Raw genomic sequence first — 14,359 nt, forward strand, 5'->3', positions numbered from 1 at the left:
AGTATTTTCAAAACAACTTATTGTCGTGCGGATCTGCGCAGTAGCGGTGTCGCGCGATAGCGTTCCTCGTGAAACCAGTTGAACAGCGCGTCCATCACGGCTTCAACCCGCGCCAACCCAATCCGTTGACCCCACGCAATCGGCCCGTGCGGATAGTTGACTCCAAGTTTCATCGCTGTATCCAAATCTGCGGCGGGCGCCACGCCCTCCTGCAGTGCGTTGTAGGCTTCGTTGACCAGACACGCAACCGTGCGCACGAGCACTCCGGCCGGCGCATCGCCCACACGTGCGATTTTCAATCCGACCGATTCACACAGCGACTCGATCGTCGCCAGCACATTCGGCGTCGTCGCGGGAAGACTCATCAGTTCGGCAAACGTCGCGTGTTCAAACGGCGGAAGTAGCGACATCCCCACAAAGCGTTCGGGAGCAATCGAGTCGTCCAGCAAGTCACAGAGCGCGCTCGTCAGCGTCAGCGTGACAATCGGCGTCTCGCCCGGCAGCACATCTTCAAGATAGTGCAGCGCCTCAAACTTCGACGTGACATCTGTCGTGTAGCACTCCACCGCCACGTCAAAATCCCCCGCGTCGGCATGCTCTTCCTCTTCGAGTATCCGAATTTTGGTGCGGCTCTTCCCTGCTTCAATCTCGTCCGGAGCAATGAGCAGCGTTGGCGAATGTCCGGCTTGTCGCGCACGTTCCGCCAAAGGCAGCACGTCATCCAGCGGCCCCACAAACAGAATCCGCTCGATAGGATAGAGTTCAAGAGCCTCGCTCATCCCTTGTCCCCGACGGAATAGTCGTAAAATCCCCGCCCCGACTTCTGCCCGAGATAGCCCGCATCCACCATCTGCTTTTGGATCGGATGAGGACGATAACGCGAATCACGGAAGTAAGCTTCCCAGACCGTGCTCGTCGCCGCGAAGTTGATATCAATCCCGATCAAATCCATCAACTGGAACGGCCCCATCTTGAACCCGCCACCCTCCCGCATAATCCGGTCAATCGTCAGATGGTCGGCCAATCCTTCCCCCAGCGCGCGCAGCGCTTCACCGTAAAACGGCCGCGCCACGCGATTGACGATAAAACCCGGCGTGTCTTTCGTCACGACGGGCGTCTTCTCCAGTTCAATGGCATAGGCCGCGACACGCTCAACCACACTGCGGTCACTCTGATGGGCCGCCACCACTTCGACCAGTTTCATTCGCGTCGCCGGATTGAAAAAGTGCATCCCGCACACGCGATGCGGAAACTTGGTTTTCGCCGCGATCTGCGTGACGGACAGCGAACTCGTGTTCGTCGCCAGCACACACTCCCCGCTGATGTGGTCGTCGAGTTGCGAAAACAGCTCAACCTTCAGGTCGAGCGATTCCGAAACCGCTTCGATTACCAGATCCGGATCCTTGCATTCTTCCAGCAAATTGACAGTGTGAATCCGCTCAAGTGCGGCCTTCGCCGCCTCTTTCGAAAGTTTGCCCAGCTCGACCCCTTTGCTGAGGTCTTTCTCAATACGCTGCGGCGCACGCTTCAGGGCGTCGGGAAAAGCATCAAACAGATAGACCGTGCTTCCGGCCTGCGCGCAGAGCTGGGCAATACCGGTGCCCATCGTGCCCGCGCCGAGCACGGCTACAGTTGAGAAGGTTGGCATTTAGAAGGGATTTAGAAGAAAGATAGGACAGAGAGTCAATCTCTGTCTGAAAGTACCTGTGTTACTCGCGCGCGCCGTGTGCCTTCAAGAACTCGACAAACTCCGTGTTCTTCTTCCATTGCGCGACACGCAGCGGCGTCCACTTGTTCTCGTTCACGTCGTTCACGTCCGCCCCTGCGGCAATCAGTGCCGCAGCCGAAGAGAAGTTCCCCTTCAACGCGGACAGATAGAGCGGGGCCATCATGTTGTTATCTTTTGCATAGACGATTGCTCCGCGATCGACCAGCAGTCGCACCGTGACGCTGTCTCCGCCCATCGCCGCGTTATGCAGAGGTGTGAACCCGTCGTCATTCACAGAACTGACGTCGCTCCCCTGATCGAGCAGATACCTTACCACCGCGTTATGCCCGTGCATCGCCGCCAGATGCAGCGGAGTGTAGCCGAAATCCCCGCCGTCGTTGACGTGCGAGCCATTGGCAAGAAACCACTTCACCGCCTCGAGGTCGCCCTCTTCGGCGGCGCGGAAAATGTTCTGATGATGCGGCATCTGCGCAAACGCCGCCAGTGCGAAGCAAACCAAGCAGAGTGATGTCAATCGTTTCATTCGTGTGCCTGTTTTATCAATTTTAGTCTTTTGTCTTAATGGTCTTGCGCCCCGTCGTCAGCTTGGTGCGAACTTCACGCACCACAGCAGGCCTCAAGAGATGTTCATAGTCCTGCAAAAACTCTTCCACTTGTGATTTATGCGTGGAAATCGCCGAGCGCAGCCCCCACGACACGGCTTTGTAGATCATCGGCTCCCGCTCCTCGGCAAGAACTTCCAGCCGCTCAAACAACTCGTCCGCAAACAGACCGTCCCGAATCGGGCGCACCAGCACCACCAGCGACGCGCGCCGTTTCCACAGCGACCGCGAGCGTGTCCAGCTTTCCGTCTTGGTCACAAGCTCCGGCCAGCGCACGAGAAAGAGCGACAGCAAATCACAGCACAAGCAGTCCACCAGCGCCCAGCCTTCGCAATCGTCCAGCCACTTGCTGAAAATCGTCCAGTGGCTCTTCTGAAAGTCCTTGCGCTTGCGCACGGCAATATCAACCGCAAGGCCTTTGGCTTCAAACACGTCCTGCGCACGGAGCGCGCTCAACGCTTCCGGCCAATTCTCCGGCAGGTCAATCAGCAACGCTCTGCCGATGCGCTCAACGTCCTTCTGATAGACTCCGAGCAGTTCATACTTGTCCGTGCCGAGATAGCCCGCGGGCGGCTGATTGCGCAGCTTCACCGCACGCAACTGCTTCAGAGCTTCGCGCGCAAACTGTGCGGAAGTCACTTCAAGAGTTCGGCCGTCTGCGCCGTGAGCACCTGCACCATTTGCGGATTGTATCCGACGTGGCGGTGCGCAATCTTACCGTCTTTGTCAATCACAAACATCGTGGGAATCCCGCGCACGCTGTAGGCTTCGGCCAGTTCATTCGTGCCGAACAGCACCGGAAGCGAGTAGCCCGCGTTCTTGATGAACGGCTCCACCTTGTCCGTGCCGCCGCGTTCCCAGACGTTGACGGCGTAGACTTCAACATTCCCGCCGCCGTTTTCTTTGTAGAACTTGTCGAGCAGCGGCATTGTCAGTTTGCACGGTCCGCACCACGTCGCCCAGAAATCCAGTACCACCACTTTCCCGCGCAAATCTGAGAGCTTGACCGTTCCGCCGCCCATCTTCTGCAGAGTGAAGTCCGGTGCCGGAACGTCCGTCCGGCCTTCGACGGCTTTCTGCTTCTGCTCCTGCGACAAATCTCGCTGCTGCAGTTTAGCCGCTTCAAGCAGTTGCTCGGTGCGGCTGGCTTCCACGGCGGTCAGCAACTCCGGCCAGCGCGCGTCATTCCGAATCGGAATCAAATCCTCGTCTTCCGTATACTGGTCGACGTCGCTCATGCCGAGCTTGGCGGCTTCAAACAGATGCTGATACGCGGAATCCGCTTTGCCTGTCAGCGAAAATCCGCACGCGATATTATAGTGATTGATCGCGTCGGGCTGCAAGGCGACCGCTTTGCGCATCGAAGTCAAATAGCCGTCCCAATCACCCAACTCGCGGCACACCCGAGCGCGAACATCCCACCCGACCGTATTGTCGGGATTGTTCTTCAAGAACTCGTCGAGAATCTTCAAGTGCGTCTTGAACTCACCCGGATACAGCATCAGCCGGCGGTGCACGGCTTCAAATTCGCCGGGCCGCTGCTTCTCCATCTCCACAAACAGCTTGTCGGCCTGCTGTATCTTGCCCGTGCGCGCCCACAGTTCACCCAGAAATGACGGCGCGTGCGGCAGACTGTTGTTCACCGAAATCGCGCGCAACAGCGCCGCTTCGGCCTTGCTGAAATCGGAATCTTCGTCCACCGGATACGCGGTGGCCTGCAGCAGCGCTCCCCAATAGCTATCCGGACTCACGGTCAGAATCTTGGCCACATAGCTCTGCTTGGTCGAGAGATTGGGTGAATAACGTCCCGCCATATACAAATCGAGTTCCGACTTGGGATTCTCCGCCGAGCGTTGTTCGTAATACTTGTACACTGCATCCGGATCATCGAGCGAAAGCAAGTCTCCCGCACGAATCTGCACTCCCGCGTCGAACGGATAGTTTTTCTGATAATCGCGCGCGATGTCGAGCCGCTGCGGAAACGTGAGGGCCGTTTCGAGCTGTTCCCAGAGCTGCTGTTCGGCGCGGCTGGGAGTATACTTGGAGAGTTTGATGTCCGCGGCGTTCGCGGTCTGCAGCGTCATCGTCAGCAGCAGTAAGGCAAGAAAGTGTATCATTCGTCCTGAAGAGATTGGGTTTTTCTAAGTTGCAGGCTGTCCACCAGCCCGTAACCTTCTTCTTCTATCGCGAGCAATTCGCGCACGATGCGGATTTCACCGGGCGGACCGATTTGTTCTTTCACCAGCCCGACTCCGTGCGCGAACCAGCGCATCGTCTGCCAGTTCGCCAGCTCTCGTTCACGCAGATAGGCAGGTTCCTTCATCTCGTCGCGGTTGTAGCGCGCTTCGACGGAGTCTTTGACTTCCGGCAACGGAGTCGTCACTGTCATCAGACACTCCTCATAGCGGCCCGCCGGAACCGTCACCGTTTCAAACCCCGCCACGAGCGTTTCCGTACCGGGAGCGAAGTCCTGCCAAGCACTGTCCTCACTCACGCCGTCATCGAGCCATACCTGATTGAACTGACCAGTATGCAGACGGGATTCGAGCGACGTCATCGAGAGCATCGTCACCGCCTCGACGATTCGCCCGTCCGATTGAAACTCAATCGCGCCGTAGGGCAGGTCGTCCCCTTTGACTTCGTAGACCTTCCATTCGCGCCCGCCGATATAGCGAAACGTCATGGTGTATTCGCGCGCTTCTCCATCTGCGGATTCGCGGTAACGCAACTTTCGCCCTTCGAGCAGCGGGAAGAAATCCGTGCCGCTGCGATAGACTTTCCGTTCCGGCAACTCTCCGCATCCGCCCCACAGCAGAGCGGCAGTCAGAGCAATCAGTGCGAGCGTAAGGATTCTCAATTTATTTCAGCAAGACCAATTTCTGTGTGGCGACGGATGCGCCGGCGGTCATCCGCAAAATGTAAACTCCCGTAGCCAGCGCGACGGTAACACAAACAAAACTGAGAATCATAAAACCAAACGACTTCATAGCGGCTCCTTTGAGGGTTGTAGTGCAAAGAAGAAGTCATTGGTCCGGTGGGACCCGTCCCGGCCCGGGGAATTCAGTGAGTTATCGCAAAAAGAGTAGTTTCTGAGTGGAGGTCAAGCCGGCAGTCCGGGCACGGAGCAGGTAGATTCCCGTTGCCTTTCCTGCTAAGTCTATGTTTATATTATGAATTCCGGCTGTGAAGCGTGAATTAGCGACCGTGCTAATGAGACGGCCCTGCACATTGAACACTTCCAACCGCAACTCAGTTTCCTGAGGCAATTCGAGGGTCACGACCGTATTGCTGTTGAAGGGGTTCGGGTAGGCAGGCGACATGACAAAGTGCGCCGGCAAACCGGGCCGCTCCTCGGCATCCAGAACCGTGACCAGCACGGGAATCATCACGACAGTATCAGGGCAATCGTTACTGTGAACGACGAGTCGTCCGAAGAAATCATAGACCCCGTCGTCGGTCGTGTCGGCAAACACCGAGACCGCAATTTCAAGGCTGTCGCCTGCGGGAATGACGCCGCTGGCCGGTTCGACGGAAATCCACGATCCTTGCGGAGCGAGAGCGATAGCTTCAAGCGAAAAACTCAAGGCGCCGCTTCCGACATTTTCGAGCGGAAACATCACGCTGCCTGTCACGTGGTTTTCGACGATGATGTTAAGCGAAGAATGCAGCGCATCGAAAGCCGGCTGACCGGGCGTGAAGTTGACCTCCGCGAGCGCGCTGTCTCCGACGACGACACTGAACGACGTGTCGCTCTCAATGCACACGCCGTCCACCGTGATGTCATAGGTTCCGGCGGCCAGTTCGAGACGGTATCGTCCCTGCGCGTCCGTGATTGTGAAGCGGTCGTCACCTGCGGCTCGCACGCGTGCCCCAAAGACCGGCTGTCCGTCCGACAATCCGGTCACGATACCCTGCACACCGGCGGGCGGAGAGATGCGCAGCAGATAACCGTGCGTTTGCGTGGTATCTGTCGGGAGAATCATCGCCCCGCAGACAATCGCTCCACCGTCGGGAAGTTGACTGATGTTGTTGAACCCGGCTTCCGTACCAAGACGGCCATAGCGCCACGTCCAGAGATTACTTTGCTCTTCGTCGATGGCGCGCATCAGAAAGCTTGTGCGGCTCGACGAGTTCCCCGAGCGTCCGACAAACAGCATTCCGCCAAACCACGGCATCGCCGCGCGGAACTGATCGGAGAATCCGGGGGAAGAGAAGGTCAAGCTATAGGGCGCACCGTCGGCGGGCAACACAGTGGTGTAGCCATAGCCTGAGGCATCCGCGCCGCCGCGGCCAATCAACCAGTAGTTGGAGAGCGGGTCGCGGGCCATCGAGTAGCAATAGTCGTTGTCGCCGCCGTTGAACACCAGTCCGTTGCCGACTTGGTTGCCACTAAGATTGACTTCAAACGTCCATTGGTCATAATCGGAGAACTGCGACGCACGGGTGATGCCGCCGACAACGAGATTGCCGTTTTCCAACTGCAGCACGCCGTTGGCAATATCCGTGCTGGCTCCGCCGAAGGTGCGACTCCAGACCGTGTCGCCGTTGGCTTCACAGAGCAGCACCCACGCATCGGAGCTGTTGCCTTGCAAGCGGTATCCCACTGCAGCGAAGCGTCCGTCGGACAGTCGGGTGATATCCCGACCTTTGCTGAGACCGTTTCCCGGATTATACACCCGCTCCCAAAGCAAATCGCCGGTTGGAGCGTCGAATGCCAATAGCGTGATGCTTCGGCCGTCATTGTCGAAACCGACCGCAACGACCGTATCGCCACCCAGATGAATAATGCCTTCGAGAATTTCGTCGGCTTCGGTCATCGAATAGGTGCGCACGTAGAGGGATTCACCCTCCATTGTATAACCGGCCAACAGATAGTCATAGTTGGGATTGGACAGCGTGCCCGTCGCGCGGTAGCCGCAGGAGACGATGACATCACCGGGAGCCGCTACAACGTCGTAAAGATAACAGCGGCCGTCCAATTGGAAACTGCGGGACCAAGTGGTATCGGGCTGAGCCCAGGCGAGGCATGGGAGGAGCAACAGCAGCAGTGCAAGCATGAGGGAACCTCGTTGCGGAAGTAGGTGCTATCTGAGAAAGAGCAGGCGTTGCGTTTGCGAGCGCAGCTGATCCTGCAGACGTACAAAATAAAGTCCTGAGGCAAGACCGTTCGCGTCCCAAGTCAACTCGTGCACTCCTGCGGAAAGTCGGGTTGACCCTAAGAGGTCCGCAACATGGCGGCCCTGCAAATCAAAGACGGTCAAGGAGACCTCGGAGTCGCGGTCTAAAGCGAAACGGAGTCGCGTCGAACTGTTGAACGGGTTAGGATAGGCGGGGTAGAGTCTGAACTCGGACGGGAGCAGCGGTGTTTCATCAGCATCGAGAATGACTGCCAGCACTTGCAGCGTGCGCAAAGTTTCGGGGCAGGAGTTCGAACGCAGATACAGGAAGCCGAAGTAGTCGTAGGTGCCGTCGTCAAGAGTGTCGGCCAGCACCTGCACCTGCACGTTGAGCGTCTCACCGGGTGCCACACGGCCGCTTACAGGAATCGTCGTGAGCCAATCGCCTTCAGGCATCACGGCTTCCGTTTCGAACGAGAAGACGAGGTCGCCGCTGCCGCTGTTGTAGAGGGGCAAAACTGCGGCGCCGGGAATCCGGTTCTGCGCAAGCACGTTGACGGTGGTGTTATCCAGCGTCATGTGCGGCACACCGACGGTCAGGTCAGCAGACGTGTTCTCGTTGGCGATGACTTCGATGTTATACAACGTGTCACCGGTGAAACAGGGGCCGCCGCTGTAGACTGTGTAAATCCCCGCAGGCAGGGAGAGCGTGAAGCGTCCCGAGCTGTCGGAGATCGCATATTGCGGAAGTTCGGCGGCACTTATCTGCACACCGGCAATCAGTTCGTTCGTCGTGCGGTCGCGCACCACACCGGACACTCCCGACGGCGGACTCATGCGCCAAGCGAGTCCGCGAATGGCACCGTTGACATAGGCGCTGCCGCAAATCAGATAGCCTCCGTCAGAAAGAGCTTTAAGGTCCTCGAATTGACGACCGGGTTCGGTACCGCGCCAACTCCAGATGGAGTCACCGTTTGCACCGACTGCCACCAGCCAGAGTGTAGCTGTGTTAAGTCCCGGGCCGGACCATCCGGCAAACAGGACTCCGCCTTCGAGGTAGGGTGCGGCCCCGCCAAGCTTCTCACTGGCAAATCCCGCAGAGTAATGTTGTTCCCACAAGACTGAACCCTGCGGACTCAAACGCAATGCGTAACCATTATAGTCGGATGAAGTAACCCTGCGTTCTCCGGCAAGAATATAGTCTCCTGTTTCAGGTTCGCGAAACGCAGCACCCATTGTTTCATAGAGGGCCGGGTCGCCATAGACGGTCTGACTGACCGCTTGTCCGTTTGCATCTACCGTGACCCGCAGGAAATCGTAGAGATTCGTTGTGGGATTTCGAGTAGAGCCAAACAGCTCGAGCGTTCCGCCATCTCCGGGAAGGATGTTATCCGGGATGTCCATAGTTGTTGTGCCGTAGGTGTAGCTCCAAAGCGAGTCACCATTCTGAGCGCAGCGGATGAGCCAGAAATCCAGTTCGCGATTGGAGACGACACGGCGACCCAGCACGTAAAGTCCGCCGTCCGGGGCGGGCAGCAATCCGGCGGCTTCGCTTGCGCCGCTGCTGGGTGTGAAGGACCGCGACCACAGCAAGTCACCGGACAGCGAATAGACCGCTGCCAGCACGGTGGCAGCACTTTGGGCACGACCGCACAGACCGAGATTGCCGTTCGGAAACTGACAAATTCCTGTGAACCGTTCTCCGGCGTTGGGAGCGCCAAAGGAACGCGTCCACAACGTGTCACCGAGCGGGTCGAGCCGCACGAGCAACGCGTCTTCGTTCGAGCCAGTGATGGAGTAACCGGCAACGGCGAAACCGCCGGTCGGCAGTTCGAGTCCTGCGGAAAACGAGGTCGTTGTCCCAAAGCTGAAAACACGAGTCCACAGAGTGTCTACGTCGGCGCGCGCCGTGGAGACGAGGCAGACAATAAGCAGGGCAGCCGGAAGCAAATCCCGTTTCGGATGGAAGTGCATAGGAAGCAGGTCTTTGAAAGGGTTTAACATATCTCAAGTTCCTCTAACACAAGCTTTTAATATACAGAAACAACACTCGGACTTCAAGCGTCTGAGGCGGATTTGCGAATCTGCTACAGATTCTCGGCGGAGACTGGCACAATTCTCCGAAGTGCAGGAAAATGCTTGAGAGTTGTTTTCTTTTGGTTTATATTCCGTGAAATTCTACACTTTAGACCGCAAGGGCAACTCATGAAACGAGTACTCTACTTTTTGCTGGTGCTGGCCGTCCCCTTTTCGGCCTCGCTGGGGTTCACGGTATCGGGATCGGTGACGGGCGCGCAGGGATTTGCGCTGGTGTTCGTGTATACGATTCCCGCGACGTTTGACACGTTCTACGTCACGATTGCCAATCCGTTTAACGGAAACTACTCGCAGGGCGGCTTGGATGAGGGCGGCTACGTGCTGTTCGCCTTTCAGGATTCCGATCTCAATTTGACGCCAGGTCTGGACGAGCGCCGCGGATTTTACGGCGGCGAAGTGCCGGAAATCCTGCAGGTGTCTTCGGACTTAACGGGCATAAATATCGTGTTGTCTGCACCGAATGCCGGAGGATTTTCCGGTGAAATCACCTATGAGGGGACGGAAACGGGCGCGACATATGTGTTTGCTCACCGGAACGCGGATTTTTCGGGACTGCCGGCGGGAGTTGGGGTGTTGTTCAATCAGGACGGCAACGGAGCGTACACGGCATTGGTGGACAGTTTCGGGACGTATTATGCGTTCGCGTTCATGGATTTGAATACGAACTTTCAGTACGACTTGGGCGAGCCATACGATTTTTATGGCGGCGCGGCTCCGCAGCCGATAGTGATTACGCAGGGTGGACAATACCCGGACAATGTGAACTTTGTGCTGGAGGCCGTAAGCGCGGCGCCTCCAGTGCATCCGGTTGTGCAGGAGTTTCGTCTGGGTGCCCCCTATCCAAATCCGTTCAATGCCGAGACGACAATTCCCTTTACGCTTGACCGTCCGATGGAAGTGGAATTGACCGCCTATAACCTGCTGGGCCGTCAGGCGGTTACCTTAGCAACGGGAGCTTTCTCTGCCGGTGAACATCGTGTGAGATTTGGCGATGCGTCGCTGGCGACGGGGGTCTATCTGATAGAACTGCGCAGCGGGCACAGGTCAATGACAGTTCCAGTGGTGCTCTTGAAGTAACGGCTGGCTAAGCAAGCCACTACATGAAGAGGCGGCCGAGGGGTTGCCTCTCTTTTTTTCACAAAGGGTGCAAAGTCAGCATGAGTCGAGAGTTCCTTCGGAATTATATATCGGGAATTCAACATGTTGCTTGAAGACCACTATTATTCATGAATTTGTTTCATAATGTGCCAAACTCTTGCGAGTCCGAGTCGGAGCCTGTACTTTGATGGTAGACCATCAAAAGAGGAGACGGGCCATGAATACTCGGAAACTAATGTGGGGAATTGCCGCATTCGGGTTACTGGCGGGCGGTTTCGCGACACTGGCCAATGACTTGGAGCGCAGAACGAAAGTCCTCTGGGAAGAGCTGTTGGGGACGGCGAGTATCGAACGACAAATTGAACTCAAACAGGAGCTTGCTCGACTCACGTTGCCTGAAGAGCGGCTGGGACCTCGAGGCAGGCTTGACCAAGGGGGTGAGAACTGGTCTAATGCGGTGATTCTACCTTCGAATCCTTCGATCACAGCGAGCGGCACGACCATTGGGTTTGCGAATGACTTCAATGTTGTTGGATTAGTTTTGCCTCCGGATCCGTGCTGGACGGGCTATTTCAGCCCATCGCTCACTTGTGCGGGTCCGGATGTGGCCTATCGCTATACGGTCCCAATAACGGGAAGCTACCGTGTTCAACTGTGCGCATCGAATTTTGACACAGGACTGCTCCTGTATCAGTACACAGGCGGGCCGCCGAACAATGCCACGGATTTCATCTGCGGCAATGACGATTTCTGCGGGCTGCGCTCGGAGTTCACCAGTCCGACGCTGTTCGCGGGTCAGGAGGTGCTGCTGGTTGTGGACGGGTGGAATCTCAGCGCAGGGATGTATGAAGTTGCCATTGAGCTTATAGCACTGTCCATTCCGCCGAACGATTTGTGCCCAAATGCGACAGTCCTCGAACCGTTTGTGGTGGTCAGCGGCACGACGGTGGATGCCACACCGGACCCCGTTCCTGATTGCGGAACGTCTATCAGCGCACCGGGCGTGTGGTATCTGACGATCGGCACGGGCAATACGATGAGCGTACAGACTTGCCTGGGCGCAACGTACGACACGAAGCTCAATGTGTATTCGGGAAGTTGTTCGTTGCTGGAATGCGTGGGTGGCAATGACGACGCGTGCGGCCTGCAGAGCAGAGTGACGTGGTGCAGTCAAGCCGGACAGCCGTATTACATTCTCGTGCAGGGCTTCAGCGGGCAGACGGGGAACTTCACCTTGATGATTGAGGATGACGGGGTGACCTGCGGGGGCGGAGGACCTCCAATCTATACGATTCCTGAAGTATATGCTCAACGCGACATTCTTGTTGGTCAGGACATTATCCTGCTTGCCTATGCCACACCAGAGAACATGCTGGTCGCAGACTGGGAAGCCTATTCAACAACCGAGAAGCAGCCTCCCTACTTCGGTCTTCAATTGTTCGGCGGCATGTCAATAGACCCAATCTATCAGGACGGGGCTTGGCTGCAACTGAACGGAACAGTCGGTGAGATACCAAGTGAACCGGACAACACTATCAATCTGGTTTTCACTCCGATCAACTTTCTCACGCTTGTTCCGTCACTTCCGATAAACTTGGCGAATTGGCGTCCTCCGTCTTGGACGCCGAGCGCGCAATGTGATACCTGCAAATTTGCAGTGTTTATTTCCGGTGGTTGGAAAGGCACAAGTTCCACACAGCGCGGGTCAACTGGCAGCTCAAACCGCGCGGACTATTGGGATGATATCGTAGATTTCTACTGCTACAAGCGGTCGCATGGCTGGTGCGAGAATCGCACCAAGGTTTTCTATTACAAAGGAGAACGTCCGACGGGTCATTCACGCCGGACAGACGTTCCTGCGGGAGTGGTTGATTCGTGCTGGGAGTCAAAGATTCAAGCACACTTCACGGCCATTTCATCGCAAATCGCCGCATGTAAGCGAGCGGGGAAATGTCCGATGGTAGAAGTCATGGTGACGAATCACGGTGATCCGAGTTCAGGCGGAAATCAGGGCGGAATCACGATGGTGCATTCGGCAAGCGGAGAGGACACGACATTTACTGGCCGCGAGTTTCGTCTTGCGATGCAACAACTGATTGATTCAGGGTTGTGCAATCTTGATGTCGAATTTGGACAGTGTTTCAGCGGTATTCTGGTTAACGAAGTTCGTGATAGCCTGAACACCCGCGGGTGCAATGTGACAGCCTCATCAGCCACAAACGACCAAAAGAAGACCCGCAGCCGTGCAGGTGATGGGGGATATAATTATTGGCTCAATGCGAAAGTCTGCGCACTTAACGAAGGCCGGAGTCTGCATGAAGCAGTGAACATTGCGAATCGGACGTACGATCAGGTGCTTAACAACATGGCGGACGCTTCCGGAACGAGGGCGCAAGCGCAAGATGCGATCGCCGGTGACCCAGCTCGGCCTGCTGGAGTTCGTTCTACCGCTGCAGCAGAGGCGACAAGACTGCGAAATGACTCGACGGATGTGCGTTCTCGCGTCGGCACGCAGAGTTATTTCCGGTCATTCTGTTTGCCGAAACGCTGTCAATCAGACACGATACAGGTGACGCGCGGCGGACGCATCAATCTGACGTTCAGCGGTCCAGCGAAGAGTTGTGGGAACTGCGAAGTCTTGTGTCAGGACACCACCGGGAAGTGGATACGGCAGGCAACTTGGAACTGGAACGTGCCGGGCTCGGCGGGATTTGTGAACGGACAGAACCAACGGCGAATTGATTCAGGCGGAGCAAGCAACGGCATTTATGTCATTCACAGCCGCAGCGACACGTTCTACGTTAAGGCCACCTCAATAAACCCACCATTGCCGCCCAATCTGGACACCAGCCCTTCCAATCCGGAAACGTTCGCGGGATTCGCAGTCGGCTGGACCAGCGGGACTTCGGAAGAATTCGGAGCCTATGCCGAGGTGCTGCGCGTGCTGTCTAATGTGGATGATTTGGGATTTGATTTGTCTACCGCACCCAAATACCTCGGGCCGGGCGGAGTCGAGATTATTCAGGCTCACTTCGATGTCGCAGCTCAAAATTACTGGTGGACGGAAATGAACCTGTATGTCGGAGTCTTGGGCGGGCAGGCGGGAACAGTAATCGGCTTTGAATGTCCTGATTGTGAAATACAGAATGGCCAAGTTGCTCTCTCCGGTGGAGACCAGGAAGTGGTGCTGAATGTGGGTTCCGTGAACAGTCTTGGATCGCATTATCTGAATCTTTTTGCGTCGTCAATCACGGAGCTGGATTACTGGGGACTCGAGTCGGCGCACTCGACGGGCACCCCGCCACCGGTCGGGAATCTCGTGATTACTCGTGACGGAAACGATATCCGGCTTTACTGGACAGCGGTTCCGGTGGCAGTGAACTACATGGTGCAGTCGTCGCCCAGTATCAACGGTCCGTGGACAACCTTGACGACAACTGCTTCAACCAGCTACACGCATCTGAATCAGGCCAATGACGCGACTACACAGCTTTACTATCAGGTGATTGCCGTTGGTCCGTAGCAGAATCGGGCCGCGAAAACGGTCCTAACCTGAAAAATAGATTGGGGAGAAGAGACGGGGTAGTTTCGCGAGAAACTGCCCTGTTTCTGTGTTTATCCACAGCTGTCTGCCTCATGCGGGGTCGCGATTTTGTCTATATCATATTGTTTTATTTTTGTTTAATGGGTAATTTGCGGGTTGACTCTCGGGGCAA

General features: G+C 56.5%; 10 protein-coding genes. 2 read left to right on the top strand and 8 right to left on the bottom strand.

Features of this window, described 5'->3' with window-relative positions; genetic code table 11:
• Window positions 1-17 precede the first annotated feature (17 nt).
• The 8 genes from KJZ99_05405 to KJZ99_05440 form a co-directional block, all read right to left on the bottom strand.
• The gene (locus KJZ99_05405; GenBank protein MCL4305330.1) at window positions 18-779 is read right to left on the bottom strand and encodes a hypothetical protein; all 762 of its coding nucleotides are present in this window, start codon (window positions 777-779) and stop codon (window positions 18-20) included.
• Window positions 776-1,648 carry a 3-hydroxybutyryl-CoA dehydrogenase gene (locus KJZ99_05410; protein MCL4305331.1) on the bottom strand — a complete coding sequence of 291 codons (873 nt, stop codon included), beginning with the start codon at window positions 1,646-1,648 and terminating at the stop codon, window positions 776-778. The genes KJZ99_05405 and KJZ99_05410 overlap by 4 nt, the downstream gene beginning before the upstream one ends.
• Before the next feature lie 61 nt (window positions 1,649-1,709).
• The gene (locus tag KJZ99_05415; GenBank protein MCL4305332.1) at window positions 1,710-2,252 is read right to left on the bottom strand and encodes an ankyrin repeat domain-containing protein; all 543 of its coding nucleotides are present in this window, start codon (window positions 2,250-2,252) and stop codon (window positions 1,710-1,712) included.
• A gap of 22 nt (window positions 2,253-2,274) precedes the next feature.
• A complete protein-coding gene (locus KJZ99_05420) occupies window positions 2,275-2,970 on the bottom strand; it encodes a DNA alkylation repair protein (GenBank protein MCL4305333.1) in 696 nt (231 codons plus the stop codon).
• Entirely contained in the window at window positions 2,967-4,448 is a 1,482-nt protein-coding gene (locus tag KJZ99_05425; protein MCL4305334.1) for a redoxin domain-containing protein, read from the bottom strand. Before KJZ99_05425 ends, KJZ99_05420 begins: the two co-directional genes overlap by 4 nt.
• The gene (locus KJZ99_05430; protein MCL4305335.1) at window positions 4,445-5,188 is read right to left on the bottom strand and encodes a hypothetical protein; all 744 of its coding nucleotides are present in this window, start codon (window positions 5,186-5,188) and stop codon (window positions 4,445-4,447) included. The genes KJZ99_05425 and KJZ99_05430 overlap by 4 nt, the downstream gene beginning before the upstream one ends.
• Before the next feature lie 211 nt (window positions 5,189-5,399).
• Complete coding sequence (locus tag KJZ99_05435; GenBank protein ID MCL4305336.1) at window positions 5,400-7,388, bottom strand: T9SS type A sorting domain-containing protein; 1,989 nt, start codon at window positions 7,386-7,388, stop codon at window positions 5,400-5,402.
• 27 nt (window positions 7,389-7,415) lie between these two features.
• On the bottom strand, window positions 7,416-9,452 hold the full coding sequence (locus KJZ99_05440; protein MCL4305337.1) for a T9SS type A sorting domain-containing protein: 2,037 nt from the start codon (window positions 9,450-9,452) through the stop codon (window positions 7,416-7,418).
• Between the two features lie 201 nt (window positions 9,453-9,653).
• Here KJZ99_05440 and KJZ99_05445 point away from each other — a divergent pair, with 201 nt between their 5' ends.
• A complete protein-coding gene (locus tag KJZ99_05445) occupies window positions 9,654-10,622 on the top strand; it encodes a T9SS type A sorting domain-containing protein (protein MCL4305338.1) in 969 nt (322 codons plus the stop codon).
• Window positions 10,623-10,860: 238 nt separating this feature from the next.
• On the top strand, window positions 10,861-14,166 hold the full coding sequence (locus KJZ99_05450) for a hypothetical protein (GenBank protein MCL4305339.1): 3,306 nt from the start codon (window positions 10,861-10,863) through the stop codon (window positions 14,164-14,166).
• Window positions 14,167-14,359: the final 193 nt, after the last annotated feature.

The sequence above is a fragment of the bacterium genome (genome assembly GCA_023382385.1).
In the GTDB taxonomy this organism is placed as follows: domain Bacteria; phylum Electryoneota; class RPQS01; order RPQS01; family RPQS01; genus JABWCQ01.